The organism is Paraburkholderia strydomiana (genome assembly GCF_046030495.1).
Lineage (GTDB): Bacteria > Pseudomonadota > Gammaproteobacteria > Burkholderiales > Burkholderiaceae > Paraburkholderia > Paraburkholderia strydomiana_A.
Window position 1 is genome coordinate 22,701 of sequence record NZ_JAQQCJ010000022.1, and the last position, 21,523, is coordinate 44,223.

The 21,523-nt window shown below is 64.1% G+C and carries 17 protein-coding genes; 10 read left to right on the forward strand and 7 right to left on the reverse strand.

All coding sequences use genetic code 11. The annotated features are described in order from the left end of the window. The first annotated feature begins 97 nt into the window (after positions 1 to 97). The 6 genes from PQQ53_RS25485 (at position 98) to PQQ53_RS25510 (ending at position 11,114) form a co-directional block, all read left to right on the forward strand. The gene (locus PQQ53_RS25485; RefSeq protein WP_408147538.1) at positions 98 to 1,558 is read left to right on the forward strand and encodes an efflux transporter outer membrane subunit; all 1,461 of its coding nucleotides are present in this window, start codon (positions 98 to 100) and stop codon (positions 1,556 to 1,558) included. A gap of 269 nt (positions 1,559 to 1,827) precedes the next feature. Next, on the forward strand, positions 1,828 to 4,452 hold the full coding sequence (locus PQQ53_RS25490) for an FHA domain-containing protein (protein ID WP_408327106.1): 2,625 nt from the start codon (positions 1,828 to 1,830) through the stop codon (positions 4,450 to 4,452). Then, positions 4,430 to 5,803, forward strand: a complete 1,374-nt coding sequence (locus tag PQQ53_RS25495) for a beta-barrel domain-containing protein (protein WP_408147448.1) — start codon at positions 4,430 to 4,432, stop codon at positions 5,801 to 5,803. Before PQQ53_RS25490 ends, PQQ53_RS25495 begins: the two co-directional genes overlap by 23 nt. Before the next feature lie 36 nt (positions 5,804 to 5,839). Further along, positions 5,840 to 6,592, forward strand: coding sequence for a peptidylprolyl isomerase (locus PQQ53_RS25500; protein ID WP_408327108.1), 753 nt, complete (start codon positions 5,840 to 5,842; stop codon positions 6,590 to 6,592). A gap of 101 nt (positions 6,593 to 6,693) precedes the next feature. Next, positions 6,694 to 9,750 (forward strand): peptidase domain-containing ABC transporter, encoded by a 3,057-nt coding sequence (locus tag PQQ53_RS25505; protein WP_408327110.1) that lies wholly within the window; start codon positions 6,694 to 6,696, stop codon positions 9,748 to 9,750. Further along, positions 9,750 to 11,114: a sigma-54 interaction domain-containing protein gene (locus tag PQQ53_RS25510; RefSeq protein WP_408327113.1), complete on the forward strand. Its 1,365-nt coding sequence runs from the start codon at positions 9,750 to 9,752 to the stop codon at positions 11,112 to 11,114. Before PQQ53_RS25505 ends, PQQ53_RS25510 begins: the two co-directional genes overlap by 1 nt. Positions 11,115 to 11,146: 32 nt before the next feature. Here the strand turns inward: PQQ53_RS25510 and PQQ53_RS25515 are convergent, their stop codons facing one another. Both PQQ53_RS25515 and PQQ53_RS25520 read right to left on the reverse strand, forming a co-directional pair. Beyond that, on the reverse strand, positions 11,147 to 11,917 hold the full coding sequence (locus PQQ53_RS25515) for a PP2C family protein-serine/threonine phosphatase (RefSeq protein ID WP_408327116.1): 771 nt from the start codon (positions 11,915 to 11,917) through the stop codon (positions 11,147 to 11,149). Positions 11,918 to 11,922: 5 nt separating this feature from the next. Further along, positions 11,923 to 12,210: a hypothetical protein gene (locus PQQ53_RS25520; RefSeq protein WP_168667506.1), complete on the reverse strand. Its 288-nt coding sequence runs from the start codon at positions 12,208 to 12,210 to the stop codon at positions 11,923 to 11,925. 471 nt (positions 12,211 to 12,681) lie between these two features. Between PQQ53_RS25520 and PQQ53_RS25525 the strand changes: the two genes are divergently transcribed. After that, the gene (locus PQQ53_RS25525) at positions 12,682 to 13,185 is read left to right on the forward strand and encodes a lecithin retinol acyltransferase family protein (RefSeq protein ID WP_408147457.1); all 504 of its coding nucleotides are present in this window, start codon (positions 12,682 to 12,684) and stop codon (positions 13,183 to 13,185) included. A gap of 70 nt (positions 13,186 to 13,255) precedes the next feature. Further along, entirely contained in the window at positions 13,256 to 13,504 is a 249-nt protein-coding gene (locus PQQ53_RS25530; protein ID WP_408327119.1) for a hypothetical protein, read from the forward strand. Here the strand turns inward: PQQ53_RS25530 and PQQ53_RS25535 are convergent. Further along, positions 13,501 to 14,379, reverse strand: coding sequence for a LysR family transcriptional regulator (locus PQQ53_RS25535; RefSeq protein ID WP_408327122.1), 879 nt, complete (start codon positions 14,377 to 14,379; stop codon positions 13,501 to 13,503). The genes PQQ53_RS25530 and PQQ53_RS25535 overlap by 4 nt on opposite strands. A 99-nt stretch (positions 14,380 to 14,478) precedes the next feature. On the opposite strand from PQQ53_RS25535, the gene bla reads away from it, so the two are divergent. Beyond that, entirely contained in the window at positions 14,479 to 15,423 is a 945-nt protein-coding gene (gene bla / locus PQQ53_RS25540; RefSeq protein WP_408151770.1) for a class A beta-lactamase, read from the forward strand. A gap of 248 nt (positions 15,424 to 15,671) precedes the next feature. Beyond that, on the forward strand, positions 15,672 to 16,163 hold the full coding sequence (locus tag PQQ53_RS25545; protein WP_408147465.1) for a DUF4126 family protein: 492 nt from the start codon (positions 15,672 to 15,674) through the stop codon (positions 16,161 to 16,163). A gap of 98 nt (positions 16,164 to 16,261) precedes the next feature. Here the strand turns inward: PQQ53_RS25545 and tehA are convergent, their stop codons facing one another. The 4 genes from tehA to PQQ53_RS25565 all read right to left on the reverse strand — a co-directional run bounded on the left by tehA (position 16,262) and on the right by PQQ53_RS25565 (position 21,522). Beyond that, complete coding sequence (tehA, locus tag PQQ53_RS25550) at positions 16,262 to 17,275, reverse strand: dicarboxylate transporter/tellurite-resistance protein TehA (protein ID WP_408147467.1); 1,014 nt, start codon at positions 17,273 to 17,275, stop codon at positions 16,262 to 16,264. 236 nt (positions 17,276 to 17,511) lie between these two features. Next, positions 17,512 to 17,862 carry a response regulator gene (locus tag PQQ53_RS25555; protein ID WP_408147469.1) on the reverse strand — a complete coding sequence of 117 codons (351 nt, stop codon included), beginning with the start codon at positions 17,860 to 17,862 and terminating at the stop codon, positions 17,512 to 17,514. Positions 17,863 to 17,868: 6 nt separating this feature from the next. Beyond that, a complete protein-coding gene (locus tag PQQ53_RS25560) occupies positions 17,869 to 19,386 on the reverse strand; it encodes an ATPase domain-containing protein (protein ID WP_408327125.1) in 1,518 nt (505 codons plus the stop codon). A 396-nt stretch (positions 19,387 to 19,782) separates the two neighbouring features. Next, positions 19,783 to 21,522, reverse strand: a complete 1,740-nt coding sequence (locus PQQ53_RS25565) for a tannase/feruloyl esterase family alpha/beta hydrolase (RefSeq protein WP_408327128.1) — start codon at positions 21,520 to 21,522, stop codon at positions 19,783 to 19,785. Position 21,523 lies beyond the last annotated feature (1 nt).

The following is a 21,523-nucleotide window of genomic DNA, read 5'->3' on the forward strand; positions in this document are numbered from 1 at the left end:
GCGCTCCGGTCGTGCAGTGTGTGCAGCGAAGCGGGCGTCATCGGAGACAATCGTGTCAGCGTTGCTTGATTCACTGATCTGTCAGCGCTTCTTCCTCGTGACATCGGCACGGTGCACGCCGGTGCGCGCAAGCGGCGGGCGGCGCGTCGGCGCCGTGTTGCGCGGCGTATGTGCGGCAACGGCATGCGCGCTGTCGCTCGGTGCGTGCGTCGACTTTCGCATGGCCGACTACAAGCGCCCCGACACGCCTGCCAAAGCGTCATGGTCGGATCAGAAGGGCGCGGCGGTGTCGGCCACCGCGACCATCGAGCCCGACTGGTGGAAAGGCTTCCACGATCCGTATCTCGACACGCTCATCGCCAAAGCGATTGCGGGCAACTTCGATATCAGAGTGCTGGCCGCGCGTATCGATGTCGCGGGGACGCAGATTACCGAGGCGAAAGCAGGCGCGTTGCCCACGATGGACCTCGGCGTCGGCGCCGATTTCGAAAAGACCACGGGCCAGACCTTTGCGAAGCAGTACAACGTCGCGGCCCAGGTGAACTGGGATATCGACATCTGGGGCAAGGTCGAAAAGGGCGTGCAGGCCCAGAAGGCGGAATTTCACGCCAGCGAGGCGGATTGGCGCGCCGGTTATCTCGAACTGGTGGCGAACGTCGCCAGCACCTACTTTCAGATTCTCCAATTCGACGATCAGATCGAGCAGCAGCAGAGGACGCTCGTCACGAACAGACAGATACTCACGATCTACGACGGCCAGCGGCGCAGCGGCCTCGTACCGCAAACCCAGGTGCTGCGCCAGCAGGCGGAAATCAACCGGCTGACCAACGAGCTGCTCGACTTGCGCCGTTCGCGCGCGCTGGCCAACAATGCGCTCTGTACACTGATGGGCGTACCGGCAGGCGAGTTTCAATTGCCGCAGGGCCATCTGCAGGAACGCGTGCAATTGCCCGCGGTGCCGGACGGCTTGCCCGCGCAGCTGCTTGCGCGGCGCCCCGACGTGGTGGCGGCGGAGTTCAGAGTACTGGAGGCTTACGACCTCGTGGGCCAGGCCAAGCTCGCGCAATTGCCGACCATCGGTCTCACGGCACACGGCGGCACGGCGAGCGCCGCGCTGAACAACCTGCTGAAATCGTTCACGTTCGGCTTGATGCCGAGCATCAACATCCCGTTGCTCGACCCCGGTACGCGAGCTCACGTGAAGACGACCCAGGCGCAATCGACGGTAGCCGAGCAGCAATACCGCGTGGCCGTGATGGGTGCGTTCGAGGAAGTGGAGAACGCGCTGGTCAATCTGAACTCCCATAAGGCGCAACGCGTGGAATTGCAGGAGGAGGTGTCGCGCCTGCAAATCGTCGCCGATCAGATTCAGTCGCAATTGCGCCTTGGCGTGGTGTCGCAACTGGAGGTATTCGAAACTGAACGGACCCTGCTCGAAGCGCAGCAAGGCCTTCTCGCCAACCATCAACTGATTCTGTCCGACACGGTTCTGCTGTACAAGGCGCTGGGCGGCGGCTGGCCGAGCGTGGACGTGCAGGCGCAAGTGAATAGCCAGTAGGCAGAGAATAAGTGGCAGATAAAAGAGAAGTAAAGGAACACTGAGCTAATCGCAAGACGGAGCGCCGCGCGGATGTTTCGGCTCTCGACGACGCGCGCCGCCTTCACAACTGATGATCTGAAAATTGACACTCGCCATGCGTGACTTACAATCGTTGAGGGGCCCTATTTCATACGGCTCATTACAACAAGATCGTTTCGCCGTTGTCCATCGTCCCGTTTCCGTTGCGCGCTCTGCGCAGCGGGTAAACGCTTAGTGATCCAGATAAAATGGCCGCCGGCGAAGCTCCGATTGCTGAAATGCGCGCGACAGTGGACGCTGCGTTCGACGTGGTGTTGTCACCGGTTGCGTCCGCGCAACGTCCTCCGCTCGACGCGATCCGGATTGTCGACAACCTGTTTGCGATCGGCCGCAGCGAAGCGCCATTCTCCGACTATCCTCCCGAGCGAACCTCGCGTCTGTCGCGCCGGCATGCGCGCATTTTCACGGAGCACGGCGCGGTTTATGTCGCCGATCTCGGCAGTAAGAACGGCACGGCGCTGAACGGTATCGCTGTGCGGCAAATGCCGGCGCGCGTGCGGGCCGGCGACGAATTGTGCTTCGGCGGCGAGCTGTGCTACCGGGTGAGTATCGAGCCGCGCGCACGCATCGTGGCGGCCACCGGCACGCCGCCCCCGCCGGGCCTGCTGCTGGTGCCGCAGCGCGACGACCTCGGCTTGCAGCCGATCGAGGTGCAGGCGTTCCCATTTCTCGTCAGCAAGGCGGACGACGTTTTTTCGCGCTACAAAGAGCGCTTTCCACATCAGGTCAATTACATCTCGCGGCGCCACGCGCACATTTTTCTGAAGAGCGGAGACCTCTACGTCGAGGACCTCGGCAGCACCAACGGCACCTTCGTTGGCGGAAAACGCCTGGACGAATCCGCGCTGCCGCTGGTGGAAGGCGACGTCGTTGCATTTGGCGGCGACCACTTCGTCTACAGGGTGTCGCTGCAGAAAGCCCCTGATGTCGAGCCCACCGTGACCCAGCTATTCCTCAATCCAGCCGTCGACGATGCGGCCGATAACGACAAGACCACGTTCGTCGGCGCCGCGCATTCGTTCCTCGATATCTTTTGCGTCGACCCGGGCCTACAACGTGAAGACGAAGTCAACGAAGCGGCATCGGCCGTGTCGGCACAGGCGAAGCGCGATGCGCAGAGCGGCGCAAAAGGCGTGAATGGCATCAGCGGGACGAACGGAACGAACGGCGCGCATGGCGCGAAGAGCGGCGCTAGTGCGCGCGGCGCCCACGCCTCGGGCCCCGCGGCGAGCGCGAAGAGCAAGCCGCGGCGCTGGCGCCTCGTCGCGAGCGAACTCGGCAAGGCCTTTGCGGACGACGACCGTCCGAACGTCAAACGTATCGCGGGATGGGGCGGCGCGGGCGTCGCCGTTCTGGCGGCGATCGCGGTGGCGCTTTACCTGCATGGCTCGTCGGAGCGTGAATTGAAAGACCTGCTGGCGAGCGGCGATTACACGAGTGCGGTCACGGCGGCGAAAGGCTATCTGGCGAGCCATCCGGCGGACACCAAAGTCAGTGCGCTCGCCAGCGAAGCGTTGCTGAAGGCGACACTGCCCGGCTGGTTGAACGCATTGCAGAAGGCTCAATTCGATCAGGCCGACGCTCTGCTGACGGAGATGAGAGCGTTGAGCGCGAACAACGCGGACGCCACATCGCTGGCCGGCGAACTGCAGTGGGTGGGCGATCTGGAGCGCTTCGTGGCCGGGCGCGGCGGCGCGGATGCGCCGATCCGCATGTACGCGGACGAGTCGACGATCAACAACCTGCTGCAACGCTGGGAAGACGACGCAAAAAGCCATCAACGCGCGCTCGACCGGATCGCGTCCTATGTGCCGGTATTTGCCGAGCCCTACGCGAGGGCGCTGAGTCATCTGCGCAAGCTGGAAAGCGACGATTCGGTGTATGTCGCCGCGATCGACCGGCTCAATGGCGTGATCCGCACCGAGCTGGCGCGCGATAAACCCGACGCGCTGCCACCCGTGCTCGACGATTACGCGCAGCGCTATCCGCGTCTCGCCGGCCTCGACCGGGTACGCGAGGATTTGCGCCAGTACTCCGCGTTGCTCAATGCCGCACTGAGCCGCCAACTGACACCATTGCTCGCGATGCTGAAGTCGGTGCATTTCGGCACGCCGCCGTTTCAGGCGCAGTTTCAGCAACTGGCGGCGAGCCGTTTGCCGTCCGCCGACGTGATCCAGCGTCACGACGCGGTGAATGCGGCGTGGCTGCGCGGCGACGCGCAGCAGGCGCTGGCCGGTTTGCAGGCGATGCCCGCCGGCCCGTGGTCCGACGTGCTCGCGGCCGAAGCGGCGCACAAGAAAGCGCTGCTCGACCAGTACACCGATTTGCAGAAGACGCGCGGCGGCAAGGATTACGACCAGCGCCTGCTGTCGTTCTACGCGAGTCTCGATCCGCAGGCGGACGCATGGTTCGCGCAGTCGATCGAAAAAGACGTCGCCGCGCTGCACGACAAAGCGCTCGCGCGTGCGCAAGATCTGCTGCTGCGCGCGCAGAGTGTGTGGAAGCAATATCGCGCGAGCGGTTCGATCGGCGGCGCGCAACGGCTCGAAGCGGGCATCTCGTCGGGCTTTCGCAGTGAGGCGCGTTTGCTGTCCGACGCGCAAACGGCGGCGCAACAGGGCATGCGCATCTACACGCAATTGAAGGCCGATCATCCCGCTGAATTCGACCGCCTCCTCGCGGACATCGAAGCCGAAGCGGATTTGCAGCGCCGCTCGCTGACGGAGTTGCGCATGGTGCTGGACCCGGGACTGTTGAAGGCGAAGCTGGCATTGATCGGAGGCGAGCAGAGTGAAGCGCGACAATCACCCTAGGCCGTTGTCCGAGGCGCTGGAGGACCACAGTGTCGAAGGCATTGCGATTCTGACGGCCGAGCCCGTGCGGATCGCGCGTGCGCTGATCTGGGCAATGGTCGCGCTGGTGGTGGCCGGCCTGCTGTGGTCGTTCGTCGGCCGCGCGGATGTGATCGTCACCGCGCAGGGAACGCTGTCGCCCGAATCGGAAGTGCGCCGCATTTATGCGCCGATCGACGGCGAACTGGCCGACCTGTATATCGCCGAGGGACAGCCGGTGTCGAAGGGCGACGTGCTGGCGCGGCTGAATGCACGCGGCGCGATCGAAGCGGCGAGCAACGCGCTGCAAGCGCAACTCAAACTCGAAGATGCGGAGCGCGACTCGAAGCAGTTTCCGGAAAAGAAAGCGTTCATGGAGCGTAAAGCGGCGGCGCTGAAGGCTCAAATGGAAGTGGAGTCCCGTCTGCACGAAAACCGGGTGTCGGAGGGCACCACCAAGCTCGCCGAAGGGCAGAAGGCGGAACTCGACGAAGCGCGCAGCATCCTCGACAACGCCCGCCGCACGCGCGAGGCGGCGCGTCAGGAACTGGACCGCTATTCGAAGCTGTTTGCGCAGCCGGGTGGCGGCGGCATTGCCGAATTGCAGGTCGAGCAGAAACGGACGGCCGCGCTGGAAGCGGACAACGCCTACCGCGTCGCACAATCGAAGCTCGCCGAACTGGACTTTCGCCTGAGTCATGAATACACGCAGGCGAATGCGCAACTCGAAACCAGCGGCCAGCAGACCACCGACCTGCAACTCCAATACGATTCGGCGGTGCGCGATATCACCGATGCGGAAGACAAGGTGCGTCTGCAATTGCAGAGCGCCCGTCTCGTGTCGGAGGCCGCCGCGCGAATCCGCTTCGAGAACATCGACAAGGACAACTTCCTGCTGATTCTCGCGCCGGTCTCGGGCGTCATTACCGATGTGACGTCGACGCAGCGCGGCGACAAGATCCAGGCGAACGCGCCGCTCGGCGGCATCGCGCCGAAAGATGCACGGCCCGTGCTGAAGATCGAAATCGCCGAACATGACCGCGCGTTTCTACATGAAGGCCTGCCGGTGAAGCTGAAATTCAATGCGTTTCCGTATCAGCGTTATGGGCTGATCAGCGGCACGCTCGCCTATATTTCGCCCGCCACCAAACCGTCGGCGCAGGACAAGCAGCCGGTCTACGAGGGCCGCGTCACGCTCGACAAGAACTACTACCAGATCGCCGACACCCGTTACCCGTTGCGCTACGGCATGACGGCAAGCGCGGAGATTGTGGTGCGTGAGCGCCGCCTGATCGATCTGGGTCTCGATCCATTCAGGCAGGTGGCGGGTTGAGCATGCTGAATATCCCCAATCAAAGGAGCGAGTGAAATGACCGCGATAGTGCGTATCGATGATGAAGTCGTGGACGTGTCCGAGTTCATTCGTCTTCTGAAACTGACCGGCCAGTTCGAAAGCCTGATCGAACAGATTGTGCGCGACAAGCTCACGGTGCACGCAGCGAAAAAGCACGGCGTTGCGGTGACTGCCGACGAGATCCAGCAGCGCGCCGATCAGTTCCGCCGCGTGCGCGGCCTGCATCGCGCGACCGACATGAACCAATATCTCGACGTGCTGCACGTGAGTCTCGACGAGTTCGAAGCGTTCATTACCGACGGGCTGTACCAGGAGAAGATGCTCGACGAGGTCGGCAACGAAGCTGCGATCCGCGACTACTTCGCACTCAATTCGCCGAAGTTCGACGCGATCGAAGTGAGCCATATCGTGCTCGACAGCGAGGGCAAGGCGAAGGAAATGATCTCGTATCTGCACGACGACCCCGACAGTTTCGCCGACATGGCGCGCGAACATTCGATTGCCGATACGCGTGAGGCGGGCGGCGTGATCGGCAAGGTGCTGCGCGGCTCGTTGAAGCCGGACATCGAAGCGAAGATTTTCAATGCGGCAGTGGGCGATCTGCTGGGGCCGTTTGCGTCGGCGGATCGCTCGTGCTTCGAGATTTTCGCGGTGACGGCCAAGTATCCGGCGACGCTGGATGCGGACGTGGCCGCCGAAGTCAGGCGGCTGCTGCGCGAAAGCTGGCTGATCGCGCGCGCCCAGGAGCATGTGATCGAAGCGCGCTAACAGGTCTGTACCCTTTGCGCGCTTTGCTTCATTCGCGCCATAGCGCAGTTGTACCACTCGAACCAACCCAACGCAGTCAGCCGAACGGAGGTCCGTAGTACATGGACGCACCCCAGGCCGCGCCTTCCGCCGCCGAGTTTCTCGCCTCGGTGGAAATTCTCTCGCCGTTCTCGCGCGATGAAATCGAGCGTCTTGCCGACTACGCGCAAGCGCGCTTCTATTCGTTTGGCGAAACGGTCTGCTCTGCGGGCGAGATGGCCGACGGGCTCTACGTGGTGCGTTCGGGTTCGGTGCGCATTTTCACGGAGGAGCACGGCAAGGAAACCAGCATGGGCGTGCGCAAGTCGGGCGAAATCTTCGCCGACATCGCGATGTTGCGCACGTACATGCACGAAGCGTCGGTGCGGTCGTCGGCGAAAACCGAGTTGCTGTTCATTCCGCGCGCCGCGATTGAACCGGTGATGGCCGGCAATCCGGCCGCGCTGGCGTTCGTCGCGAGCTACGTGGCGATCAGCTCGGCGGGCGGCTTCGTCGCGCAGTTGTTCGATCTGCGCGGCAAGCTGAACAAGGCCGAGCTGGAAGAGTATGTGCGCAGCGTCGGCGTGAAACGGGTTGTCGCGGGCAAGGAGATTCTCAAGCAGGACGGGCGCGACGACCGGCGGCTCTACGTGGTACGGCAGGGCCAGGTGCGTATCGTGCGGCACGAGGAGGGCCACGACTATACGCTCGCGACCCTCGGCGAAGGCGAGATATTCGGCGAAAAAGCGTGTTTGATGCGCCAGGAGCAGATGGCCTCCGTCGTGGCGACGACCGATACGCGGCTGCTGGTGATTCCGGAGCGCACGGTTCACTTCATCCTCGAACGCAATCCGAAGCTGCGCGAAGTGCTCGACGAGCGCATCCGCTACGGCGACCGCGAATTGCAGCGGCAAAAGCGGCTCGAACAGCGCCGCAAGTTGCCGCTGATGCTCGACTTGCAAAGCAAGCCCGAGTTCGGCGAGAAGGTCATCAAACGCTTCGCGCTGGTCGAACAGGCGGAGGAGATGGACTGCGGCGCCGCGTGTCTCGCGATGGTGTGCCGCCACTACAGTATTCCGATGACGCTCGGCAAATTGCGCGAACTCGCCAACGTCACGACCCAGGGCGCGACACTCGACAGCCTCGCGCGCGCCGGCGAATCGCTCGGCTTCACGGCGCGCGGTGTGCAATGCACGTTCGATTCGTTGCGCGGTTTCGATCTGCCGTTCATCATCCACTGGGAGGGCTATCACTACGTCGTGGTGTACGGGCTCTCGAAGGATTACGTGTGGATCGCGGACCCGGCGCTCGGCTTCCGGAAATTGACCGTCGAGGATTTCGAGCGCGGCTGGAGCGGCACGTGTCTGCTGTTCACCGGCGGCCCGCATCTGGTGCAAATGTCGGCGGCGCGTTCGCCGTGGATACGTTTTGTCGGTTATTTGAAGCCGTACAAGAAGATACTCGGCCATCTGTTTCTTGCCACCTTCGTGATTCAGGTGTTGGGCGTGATTCCACCGCTGATCATCCAGAACATTCTCGACGGCGTGATCGTGCATCAGAACGTCAGCCTGCTGCATCTGCTGATAGGCGGGTTGATCATCGCCAACGTGTTTTCGCAGTTGATGTCGACGATCCGCGCGTATCTCGCCAACTTCATGGTGCGCAACATGGACTTCGCGATGATGTCGCAGTTCTTCAAGCACACCATGTCGCTGCCGTTCTCGTTCTTCGCGAAGCGCAAGACCGGCGACATCTTCGCGCGCTTTCAGGAGAACCAGACTATCCGGGCGTTCCTCACCGAGTCCACCGTCACCACCACGTTGAATCTGCTGATGGTGTTCATCTACTTCACGATCATGTTCGTCTACAACGTGAAGATGACGCTGGTGTTGATCGCGTTCGTGATTCCGATCATGGCATTGACCGCGATCGTCACGCCGAAGATCAAAGGCTACGCGCGCGAGGTGTTTACCGCGTCGACCGATTCGAAGTCGTTTCTGATGGAGGCGCTTGCGGGCGTGGAGACCATCAAGGGCATGGGCATCGAGCGGCCGGTGCGTTTGCGCTGGGAGAAGAAGTACGCGAAGGCGCTCGAAGTGCAGTATCGCGCCCACGCGTTCAACATTCTGGTCGGATTCGGCAGTCAGTTGCTGAACGCCGCGACGACCATTGCGATTCTCTGGGTCGGCGCGAATCTGGTGCTGGCGCGCGAAATGACGATCGGTCAGTTGATCGCATTCAATGCGTTCATGGGCAGCGTAATGGGTCCGCTGATGGGGCTCGTCGGTTTATGGAGCATGTTGAACGACGCGGGCGTCGCGATGGAACGGCTCGGCGACGTGCTCGACATCGAGCCGGAACAGAAGCCGCAGGATTTGCCCTCGCGCGTGATGCTGCCGGAACTGCAAGGCGAGATCAGTTTCAGCGGCGTCTATTTCCGCTATGGAGACAACGACTCGGCCTATGTGCTCGAAAATATCAGCTTCGACATCAAGCCCGGCGAGCTGGTGGCGATAGTCGGGCGCAGCGGCTCGGGCAAGACCACGCTCGCGAAGTTGCTGGTCGGCTTTTACACGCCTACCGACGGGAAAATGAGCATCGACGGCTACGATCTCGGTGTGGTCGACAAAGCCTATTACCGCGCGCAGATCGGCTATGTGATGCAAAGCAATCTGCTGTTCTCCGGCACGATCGCGGAGAACATCGCGAGCGGCGACGATGCGCCCGACCGGCGCCGCATCGAGGAAGTTGCCAAGATGGCCGACGCGCACGCGTTCATCAGCAAGATGCCGCTCGGCTATGAACAGATTGTCGGCGAGCGTGGGATCGGTTTGTCGGGCGGACAGATCCAGCGGCTGTGCATCGCCCGCGCGCTGTATCACGACCCGCGTCTGCTCGTGTTCGACGAAGCGACGTCGGCGCTCGATTCGCAGTCGGAAAGCAATATCCTCGGCAATATGCATGACATTCTGAAGGGCCGTACGGCGGTGATCATCGCGCACCGGCTCAGCACCATCATGCGCGCGGACAAGATTCTCGTGCTGTACGAAGGGGCGATTGTCGAACAGGGCCGTCACGATGAGCTGATTCAGCGTGGCGGGATGTATTACCAACTGGTCCAGAAACAGTTGAGCGCGTAATGATGAAGATACTCGACCAGATTGAAGAGGCCAGCCCCGCGATTTCCTACGCGGGCCTGATCGAGCGGATCGAGATTTTGCGCTCGACGTTGCGCTGGTCGTCGCGCCTCGAACGCGCGGATATCGACAAGCTCCTCAGGCAAGCCACCTCGTTGCGAGACGAAGTGATGCAGCTTTCGCACAAGGAGCGCTTCGTGCAGGCGGCGGTGGCCGCCGAGCCGCAGACGCCGGTCGATCAATCGCGCGGCGCGCGCAGAAAGGCGTTGCTCGAACGCAGCTTCATTTTCGAAGGGACCTTCGGCGACAATGCGCGTCTGCTGGAATCGCTCGAAATCGCCGAGAAAGCGGCGCCCACCGATTTGCCCGTGCTGATCGACGGCGAAAGCGGCACCGGCAAGGAACTGATGGCGAAAGTGATTCACGCGAACGGCTCGCGCGCGGACAAGCCGTTCATCTCCGTGAACTGCGGCGCGATTCCGGACAACCTGCTGGAGTCCGAATTGTTCGGGCATCGCAAGGGCGCGTTCACCGGGGCGTCGAATGATCGCAAGGGCAAATTCGAAAGCGCGCATACGGGGACGATCTTTCTCGACGAGATCGGCGAGTTGCCGCTCGCCGGCCAGGTCAAACTGCTGCGCGTGCTCGAAGCGCACGAGATTCAACGCGTGGGCTCCGATGAAACCGTCGCCGTCGATACGCGCATCGTCGCGGCGACCAATCGCAATCTGCGGCAACTGAGCGAAGAGGGCAAATTCCGCGAGGATCTGTTCTACCGGCTCAGCGTGATTCACGTGACGCTGCCGCCGTTGCGCGAGCGCCGCGATGAAATCCCGCTGCTGATAGCGTGGTTCGGCGACGAAGCGGCCGGCACCTTGAAACGCAGGCCCGTCAGACTGACGCCGCGTTTGCGCGACTTTCTGCTGAACTACGCGTACCCCGGAAATATTCGCGAGTTGCGCAACGTGATGTATCGCGTGTCGTGTCTCGCGAGCGATATGGCGGACGTCGATCATCTGCCGCAGGACATGCGGCCGACGGCGCCGGGGGCGGCGGCTGTGTCGAGCGGTGCGCCCGCGAGCGGGCAGGAGCCGATCAGCGTGGCGAATCTGATGTCGCTGAGCGACGCGAAACGGGCCGCCAGCGACGACGCGGAGAAAGCCTTCCTGGAGCGTGGCCTTCGCGAGGTGAGCGGCACCGTGGCCGAACTCGCGCGGCGGATCGACATGAACCGCTCGCATTTGCAGATGCTGCTGAAGAAGCATGGTCTGCACTCGAAGGACTTCCGCAATCGCAATGCGCCGGCCGCCAGCAGGAACGGCTCGGAGGACGAGCGGGAGCGCGACGAGGAAGACGGCGAGACTTGATGCCGGCCAACCGTGGCGTCAAAGCGGTGACTTCAGGGCGACGGATTCAGCAAGGTTTTGTCGGACGCATTCGGGTCTTCCGCCTGCACGACCACTGCGGTGATATTGTCGCGACCGCCGCGCGCGAGCGCCAGTTCGACCAGTTCCTCGGACGCGTTCTCGCGTTGCGCCGAGGTCAGCACCGAGATGATTTCGTCGTCGCTCAGCTCGTTGCTCAGGCCGTCGCTGCAGAGCAGGAAGACGTCGCCGTCGGCGACCTCGATCGCATCGTCGTCGAGTTCGAGCCGATCCGTCGCGCCCACCGCGCGCGTGATCATATGCTGCGCCGGATGATGCCGCGCCTCTTCGTCGGTGATTACGCCGAGCGACTTGAGTTCTTCCACCTGACTGTGATCGCGCGTGAGTTGCCGCAGCTGTCCTGCGCGGTACAGATAGATACGGCTGTCGCCCGCCCACAGATAGCCGCAGAAGCGGTCGCAAGCGAGCAGCACGACGACGGTGCTGCCGATGCGCTGCACCTGGCGGCGCGCGGCTTCGTCGCGTAGTTGACGATTGGCGGTTTGCAGCCGGGTGCGGGCATCGGCGATCAGCGTTTTCATGCTGAGCGGCGCAGCGAGCCGGCTCAACGCATCGATCACGAGACGGCTCGCCAGATCGCCGACCGCGTGCCCGCCCATGCCATCGGCGACGGCCCAGCGCCCGGGGGCGGGCTGGTCGAGGCAGGCATCTTCGTTGATCTCGCGGACGCGTCCGGCGTCGGAACGCGCGCACGACGTCCAGCGAAATTGGCTCGCACAAGTCACAACGGCTACACCGTATCGTTTCTGCTGCGTGCGTCGGGAGAGACAGCGATGTTCGAGTTCGCGCCCGTGTTGTAGACGTCGACCGACTGGAACTGGTTGATCATCTGGTTAGCATAGAAGTTGTTGGACACCTCGTACAGGTTCACGACAGGTCCCATGCTCGGCGTATTGCGCACATACGGCTGAATCCAGCCATAGACCCATGGCGCGCCACCGCCGCCGCGAATCGCCGCCATCGCTTTACGGTCGAGCGCGAGGTTCAGCGTGAGGTCGTTTACTGTGATGCAAGCCATGACGTTCTCCGGTTGCCGCGCCGGTTACGCGCGCGGTTTAAAAGGATCTGGACGTGATAGTGCAAGTGCCATGCCACTTTGCGGCCCCATCCCCGGCATTGTCGTAACGCGTTGATTGCACGGCGATTCCGCGCGCCTGCGCACGCAGCGTCGGCTTGCACGGGCGCTGATCGGTCGGTTTGCAGCCAACAAACGCCCACGCGCGGCGGTGTATGACCCAACACATGCGGGCAGCTTGCGGTCACGCGCCGATGCACGGAACAACAGCAGAAAGCGGCATGGCTGGAACCCCGTAAAGAGCGTCGCGCACCAACACATCGGGGCGAATTCTGTCGGCTCACCGCTGACACACGGACCGTCCCGTATCCCACCCAAAAACCCGAAAGTGCCTTAAATAAAGGCTTTCGCGCGCATGGCCCGGATGATGCACATGACCTCGCAACAGTGTTGGAAATCGAAACGAGGCCAGCCATGAACACCCCTCTTCTTCAGACGAACAGTACCGGCAACGAAGCGCGCCAGGCTGCACCGTCCACCATCGACCTGCCGATCGGCGCGCATCTCGTCACGCAACGGCGCGGCTACGAACATCACGGCATCTATGTGGGTAATGGCCGCGTGGTCCATTACGCGGGCTTCGCGAGTTCCGCGCATCGCGGCCCGGTCGAGGAAGTGGAACTGGCGCGCTTCGCCGCCGGCCAGCCGCTGTCGATCCGCTCGACCCCGAGCGCCCGCTACATCGGCGACGAAGCCGTGCGCCGCGCGCGCTCCCGTCTCGGCGAAAACCGCTACCGCCTGCTGACCAACAACTGCGAACACTTCTGCGCATGGTGCCTGCTCGGCGAAAGCCGCAGCGAACAGGTGCATGGCTGCCTGCGTCATCCGAGTGCCGGCGTGCTTGCGCTGGTGTGTCTGGTGAAGGCTTTCGTCGAAAGCGGTGCGAAGGGCGCCGAGGTGGCCGCGCAACTGGCGTGAAAGCGCAACGGCGCTGTCAACGACTCAACGGTTTAACGATTCAAACGCGACAGGATTCAAGGAGAACATCATGGTTGCCGCAGAAAAGACCTTGCACTGGGCCGTCGACAAATGGCTCGCACCCACCCCGTCGATGCCCGCGCGCGTCGTGCGGTTCTGCCACCGCGCATCGCAACGCTATGTGTGCGTCGAAGCGCTGCGGCCCGGCGGCCTGCTATCGATCTTCTTCTTCCGTCACGACGACGGTTCGTGGAACGTATTCCCGCCGCAAGCCGAACGGCCCGCGATGAACGGTCATCGCCGCAGCGCGCTGTGCTAGTCCGGCGAACGCTGTCCCGCTTCGTTGACGATCCATTGACTGAACAGCAGCATCGCCGGCGTCATCGGCTTGCCCTTCAGATAGGTCAACCAATAGCTGCCGGCGTGGACTTCCACATCGAACGGGCGCACGAGGCGCCCCGTATTGACCTCGTGATCGAACATCAGCGCCGGCGCGAGCGCGATTCCCGCGCCTTGCATCGCCGCTTCCACCATCAGGCGTGACGAATCGAACACCGGCCCGCGAACCGGCCGCGACGGAATACCGGCGGCGTTGAACCAGTTCATCCAGTCGTCCGCGCGATACGAACGCAGCAGGGTCTCTCCCGCCAGATCGTCGGGCTTCGACAGACGCGCGGCGATCTCCGGCGTGCACAGCAGCGCGAGCGGCGCATCGAGCAGCCGGGTGGCGAGCGAGCCGGGCCACGTGCCGTCGCCGAAGCGGATCGCGAAGTCGAGCCCTTCGGTGGCGAGATCGACGAGGTTGTTGTTCGTCAGCAGCCGCAGTTCGACGAACGGATGCGCCTCGCGAAACGATTTGAGGCGCGGCATCAGCCAGCCCACCGCGAACGTGCCGACCACGCCGACCGTCAGCACCTCATGAAAATGCCCGCCTTCGAACTGCTTGAGCACCGCTTCGATGCGGTCGAACGCGTCGCTCAGAACCGGGCGCAGCGCGAGGCCTTCGTCGGTCATCGCAAGGCCGCGCGGCAGACGCTTGAAAAGCGCGGTGCCCAGCCGTTCCTCGAGCGTGCGGACCTGCTGGCTGACGGCGGCCTGGGTGACGTTCAGTTCGAGCGCGGCGCGCGTGAAGCTCAGGTGTCTCGCGGACGATTCGAACGCGCGCAAAGCGTTCAGGGGAAGATGCGGTCTCATGGTGAAGGCATAAGATTTTCTTGTGAGTCGGCTAACTTATCATCGTTTGTCAGCGCCGGGGGGAAAACCGATAGTGGCGGCTTCACACAAGGAGCGGCGATGATCACGAGACGGAAGTTCGCGGGTGCGGTGCTGGGTGTTTCGATAGCTGGAGTTGCGCTTGGCAGCACGGGCGCGCTGGGAAAGACGATGAAGGCAGGCGGTCCCGCGCGTGGGCGAGAGCTGGCCGACGCCGAGGCGATCCGCGAGCGGCTCGCGCGGATCGAGGCGGCAAGCGGCGGGCGCTTGGGCGTATCGATCGTCGACACGACCACCAGTTTGCACGCCGGGTTACGCGCGGACGAGCGCTTCCCGATGTGCAGCACCTTCAAGCTGCTGGCGGCGGGCGCGGTGCTGACGCGCGTGGACCGCGGGCAGGAGGATTTGCAGCGGCGCGTGGTGTTCTCCGCCAGCGATCTCGTGCCGAACTCGCCGGGCACGAGCCGGCATACCCGCGAACTGACCGGCGACGCGGGCATGAGCATCGGCGAATTGTGCAAGGCGGCGCTCACGCTCAGCGACAACACGGCGGCCAATCTGCTGCTCGCGAGCTTCGGCGGCCCGGCGGCGGTCACCGCATTCGCGCGCAGCCTGGGCGACGGCATGACGCGGCTGGACCGTATCGAACCCGCACTGAACGAAGCGATTCCCGGCGATCCGCGCGACACCACCACGCCCAACGCGATGCTCGGCAACCTGCGCGAACTCGTGCTGGGCGAGCATCTTTCGGCCGCATCGCGGGCGCAATTGCTGGCGTGGCTCGCGGCCAACCAGACCGGCGGCTCACGGCTGCGCGCGAAGCTGCCCGAGGACTGGGGCGTCGGCGATAAAACCGGCACCGGCGAGCGCGGCACCGCCAACGACATCGCGATCCTGTGGCCACCCGGCCGTGGACCGGTATTGGTGACCGTCTATCTGACCGAAACGGACGGCGACGCGACCCGCAGCAATGCGGCGATTGCGAACGTCGGCGCGCTGGTGGCGCAGTCTATCCGGCGCGCATGACCCGAACGAGGCCAATGCCGGCGCAGGCGCTCGCCCGCGTTTTCGCCAGTCGAATTGTGCGACACTAGGGTCACACCGAAAGGGGGCAACCCCCGGGGGCAACCGCGCCGGCAACGGCGGATCGCCTCGATGGATGCGGTGAGAAGTTGACTGTCCAGGTGAAATGCTCGACACATTCTGCCGACGTTCGTCCAGGTAAGCCGTCGGCTTGTCCAACCGTGCATCATTGCCCTGATTCGGAGTCCACTATGTCCGTGTACGTCCTGGCCTTGCTCATCGGCGTCGTCGCCGGCCTTCGCGCGATGACGGCTCCCGCCGCCGTCAGCTGGGCGGCGCATCTCGGATGGCTGCCGCTGCAAGGCACGCCGCTCGCGTTTCTCGGCTTCACCGCGACGCCGTACATCTTCACGTTGCTGGCGGTCGTCGAACTGATTACGGATCAACTGCCGGAAACGCCCAGCCGCAAAGTGCCGCTGCAATTCGGCGCGCGCATCGTGGCGGGCGCGTTGAGCGGCGCGGCGATCAGCGGCGCGCACGGCGGTTTGGCGGGCGGCTGGATCGTGGGGGTGCTCGGTGCGGTGGTCGGTGCGGCAGGCGCGGTGATCGGCACGCTCGCCGGTGCGAAGGTGCGCAGCGCATTGGCTCGCACGTTCGGACGGGATGCGCCGGCGGCGCTGATCGAGGATGTCGTGGCGGTGGCGGGGGCCGCGTTGATCGTGGTGTCGTTGCACGGGTTTTGATGGCGCTGTTGATGCCGTGATGCCGTGATGCGTCGATGCATTGAGGCTTGGGTGCTTTGACGTGAAAGCGGGGAGACGCATCTCCCCGCTTTCACCCATCAGCTCGCCTGCGGAACCCGCGAACCGGCGGGCGCTTGCCTGACGGGTGCCGCCGGGGTGGCGCTTGCGGGCAGCAGCTTGCCTTGCACCAGCAAGCCCACCGTCTTCACCACCAGAACGCCGATGATCACATTCGCCGCGATGAACAGAACCGGTGCGGCCCATTCGAGCGGACCGGCGGCGCCGCGTTCGAGCATCCGCAGAACCATCGTCGGCAGCGCGGCCACGCCGAAGCTGAAGGCCCAGTAGCCCGGCACGAAGGCTTGCTGGCGGATCCACGGCAGCAGGCGCAACAGCAGCAAAGCCTGATACAGCCCGTAACCGAGCAGGGCCAGCGCGAACAGATCAGGCGTGCCGCTGCTCAGGCTCAGGTACGTCACGCCACCGACGACCGGCGGCGCGAGCTGCACGCCGAGGATCGGACGCAGCGCTTCGGGCAGCGGCTCATGGACGGCGGCGCGGTGCAGGATCAGCGATTCGAGTGCGAGCCATGACAACACGCCGGCGCCGAAAAGCAGCTCGCCCAGCTGATGAAACCCGAAGGCGGCGGCAGCCGTCCCGGCGACGAAGCTCGGCGCGACGGTCGGCAGATAAATGGCCGGCGTGATCAGTTCAGGCTTGCGTCCGCCTTGCCAGAGCCGTCCATGGAGATACACGCCGAGCGCCAGTTGCGCGAGCGCGGCCACGCCGAACAGGCCGAGCGCCAGGGTATGCGCATACGGCTCCAGCAACTGCGCGGCGAGCAGGCTGGACACCGGCCCGAGCGCCGCAAACGACGATTGCACCGGATGCTGCATTTCCGCACGGGCGTCGGCGGCCCGCGTCAGCCACTTATGCCCGTACGCGACCATAACCACTAGCCACACGGCGAGCGCCGCGATCGTCAGCAGGGTTCCCGCCACGGCGGGCAGGTGCCACACCCTGATCGCCACACGCCACAAATTGGCGAACGCCAGCGCGCCCACCGCGATCCCGAAGAAAGCAACTGGAACCGCACCACGATTGCTGTTCATCACCGAGCCTCCGAAAGTTGCGACGCGCTCCGATGTTCCGGTGTTGCGCGATCGATGGCTCACTGTAAAAGGCGGCGGCCAACCGGTGAACGCGGCAAAAGCTCGACAAATGGCGCGATCGTCTCAATCTGCGCGGGCCGCCGTTTCATGGCGGTTGGCGAGGGGTGTCTCGAAGGATGGAGGGTTGAACGCACGCGGCGCGGCATTCGCCCGCCGCCGGGTCGCGACGGCGGCCGTCAGGCCGACATGCGTTCGAGCATCGCGAGCAACGCGTCGAAAGAAAGCGGCTTGCGCGCGTAGGCGATGGTGGGATTGGGCTGCACCGGAATGTCCGACGCGGCGCTGCACAGGATGATCGGAATGTCGCGTAGAGCGGGGTCGGCATACAGCGCCGCGCACAACTGCAGTCCCGACATGACCGGCATCATGCAGTCCGATACGATGATGTCGGGGCGCGCCCTGCGTATCTGTTCGAGCGCGGCGGCCCCGTTCGACGCCGTCATCACGGTATAGCCGTGCCGCTCCAGCAGCAGCCGCCAGACCGTGAGGATGTCGAACTCGTCGTCCACGACCAGAATGGTTTTCATGAGCGGCTACGTCGTGCGCCGCGGCTGCAGCGTGGCCGACAAGCCCTGCGCCGCGGACGCGTTGGCCGACACGCCGCTGTCGATCACGTCGAGGCCTTGCGACGAGATCACCAGTTCGCGCAGCGAAGTGTCATGCGCGCTTTCGCGCTGCTTGACCACGGAAATCATGCGCCGCAGACCGGTCTCGGACTCCGCATAGCGCAGCAGCACGAGGTTCTCGGTCAACGCCGAGACCCGCACGCTCTTCGCGTAACCGGGGTCGGCGTAAAGCGGCAGTTCTTCGGTCAGCAGCGTCGTGACACCGACTTCGCGAAGCTGATGCAGCAGCGCGTTCAGGAACAGGCCGAAGCGCTCGGTGCGCAACGCCGAATCGCGGAAGCCCTCCACACCGTCGATCACGATGCGCGACGCGCCGATCCTCTTGACGGTGGCGAGCGCGTTGGCGGCGAGTTCGTCAACGGCCAGTTCGATGGCCGGTTGCCATTGGACGACGAGGCGGCCGTCTTCGTACGCCTCGGTCAGCGCGATCGAGACCGCTTCGGCTTTGCCGATCAGCCGCTGCGGTCCTTCGTAAAAGCCGAGGTACACGCAGCGTTCGCCGCGCGCCACGCCGGCCGCGAGGAACTGCAAACAAAGCAGGGTCTTGCCGACGCCCGAAGGCCCGATCAGCGTGGTCGTCGAGCCTTGCGCGAAGCCGCCGCCGAGCAGATCGTCCAGATGCCGCAAGCCGAAGCCGAGGCGCGTGGAGAGATCCACCGGACCTGGCTTCATCGCGCATTGCGCTTCGAGGCGCGGGTACATCAGCAGCCCGCTTTCGGCGATGCGGAAGAAGTGCTTGCCCATCAGATGATTGCGCGCGCGCATCTTGTGCACTTCGATTTCGCGGGCGCGGCGCATGCCGTCGTTGTAGCGGTTCAGCTCGATCAGACCGTCGACCAGCGTGTGCTCGGGATGCGGTTCGTTGCCGGAGAGCGGCGCGAGCAGCAACGTGGTGCAATCCATGGCCGCGACCAGCGCATTGAGCTCGTGAATGAACTTCGACAACGACAGCTCGGTTTCGCTGAACTCACGCGCGCTGCGAAAACCGTCGATGATCATCAGGCTCGGCCGGTAGTCGTAGATGCTCGACGCAATCAGCTTGAGGAAGCCGTCGAGACCGTCCTGCATCAGCTCGTGATAGCCGGAGACGAACAGCATTTGCTGCGCGACGGCGGTCTCGTCGAAGAAGCTCAGGCCTTTGAGGTGTCCCAGCAGCTTGTCGTGCGACTCGGCGATCAGGGTCATGTACAGCACCTTCTCGCCCCGGCTTACACGATGAAAGCCGATCTGGCTCGACAGGATCGTCTTGCCGGCCCCGGCCATCCCTTCGAGCAGATAGACGCCGCCGCGGACCAGACCCCCGCCCAGGATCTCGTCGAAACCGGGCACACCCGTTTCCACGTTGGCCCGGACGCCGTGAGAAGAGATCGCGCTCGAAGGAGTCGCGCCAGGCCGGGAGAACGGTTGAGATTCGGGGATAGTCATTGTCGATCTGTCATCCAGAGTGCGGAAAAGCGACGGTGCCTGCCGGAACCGTCTTGTGCTCGAATTGAACATGGCCAGCAATTCGCATTCCCGCTGGCGCGGTGACGCACATCGGAATCGAACGCCCGTGATTCTATCCGGCCATCGGGCGCCTCGGGAATGAAACGCTGGCGTGGACCGGGCTCTGCATGAATGTGGCGGACGGGGAGGAGACGCGGTGGTCGAGGCTTATCGACGTGCGATGGGCGGGTCTGTCTTCAACTCGATGTAACGATGTCGCCTCGCGCATGCAAAAACGACATGCATGCGCGAGGCGCAGGCGTTGCTCACGCGCGGGGCGGCGAGCGACGCAGAGCGCGGGCGGGTCCGGGTCCCGGTCCGCGCGCTCCGTGCGGCTCAGCTACACACGAAGCTGCTCGCCGCGTTGACGTCGCCGCCCTGGTAGCGGGCCACTTTCGGATACGCGCAGAGTGGCCGCGTGCGTCCCGTGCCCCAGCCGGCGGGAACGTCCGCGTTGGGCGTGACGCTGCTCGCGTCGCGTGCGCTCGCGAGCACGCCGTCCGGCGCCTTGCCCTGTTCGACCCACGCGATCATCGGCGTGAGCAGGTCGAACTGGTCGGTGCTCGGGCCGCCGCTGCAATGGTTCATGCCGGCGATCGTGTAGAGCCGCGCGAAGTTCGACGCGTCGCCGCCGTTGGCCGCGCTCAGGCGCTGATACCAGTCGGTCGTGTCGTTCGATGAAAACACCGGGTCGCTCGTGCCGTGATAAACCATCAGCTTCGCGCCGCGTTGCTTCAATGCGCCCAGATTGGTTTCGTCGGGCGGCGTCATGAACGACCAGGCCGACTCGCTGTACGCGCCGCTGGTGGCGAAGATCTTCGGTGCGTCGGTGTCCATGCTGAAGTTCAGCGCGTAGGCGGACAACTGGCTCAACACGGCGGCGCTTTGCGGCGGCGTGGTGAACGTGAACGCCGCCGCGGCCGGATCGAGCGTGATCGAATTAGCCTGCTTCCATGCCGACCAGCCTTGGCCGAGACCTGCGTCGTACGGAAAACTTGCGTACAGCGCCGTGCCCGCACTGTTGCGCGCGCCCGAGAACACGTTGCCGATCGCGTCTTTTTGCGCGCTCGTCAGACAGCTTCCGTCGCGCGCGTCGTTCGCGCAGGTGGGGACGTCGCTGGCCAGGCTGAAATTTGCCTGGCATGCCTTGATATCCTGAATGAGGCCGTCACTCGCGCCGTCGAGGCCGTCACATTTGGCGAGTATCTTCGAGGCGACCAGTTGACGTTCGGCGGCGGTAAAACCGGTCGTGATGTCGGGCAGGCCATTGGCCGTGGTCGCGGTCGCCACCTTCGCCAGTTGTTGCGCGCTCCACATCTCGCCGATCGCGGCCTTCGGCAGGTGGAAGCCGGGATCGCCCGCAATGACGCCGTCGTATTCGGCCGATGAACGCGCTGCCGCGACCAGCGCGTGACGGCCGCCGTTGGAGCAGCCGTCGAAATAGCTGCGGTCCGGCGCTTTGCCGTAGGCGAGCTTGATCACCTGTTTGGCCATCGGCGTGAGCGAGGCGACCGCGTTGTAGCCGTAGTCGATGCGCGCCTGCGGGTCGAGCCCGAACAGTGGATTCTGCGAAGCACTATGCCCCGCATCCGAGCTGATGACCGCGAAGCCCATGTTGAGCGCGTCGTTGGTGGGACCGCCGCCGCCGATCTCGCCGGTGGCGGTTAGCACGTTACCGTCCAGGCCGCCATTGGCCTGGTAGAAGAAGCGGCCGTTCCATGCCAGCGGCAAGCGCATCTCGAAGCCGATCGCATACGTCTTGCCGTCGACGCTGCTCACGCGCTGGTTCATGTTGCCCTGGATCAGGCAGTGTTCGGCGATCGGTTTGCCGGCCACTTTCAGCGTGCCGGCCGCCACGTCCGTCACGGTGGTGAAAACCGTGTTGGCGAACGCGAGTTTCGCGGCAAGCGCCGCGCAATTGCCCGCGAGCGTGCCGGGCGTGGCCGCGCTCAGTTGCGGCAACGCATTGGCGCTGCTGTTACCGCCGCCGTTGCTGGCACTGTCGGCGTCATTGCCGCCGCATGCGGCGAGGCCGAGAGCGGCAGCCGCTGCGAGCGCGATAGAAGTGCGCTTCATG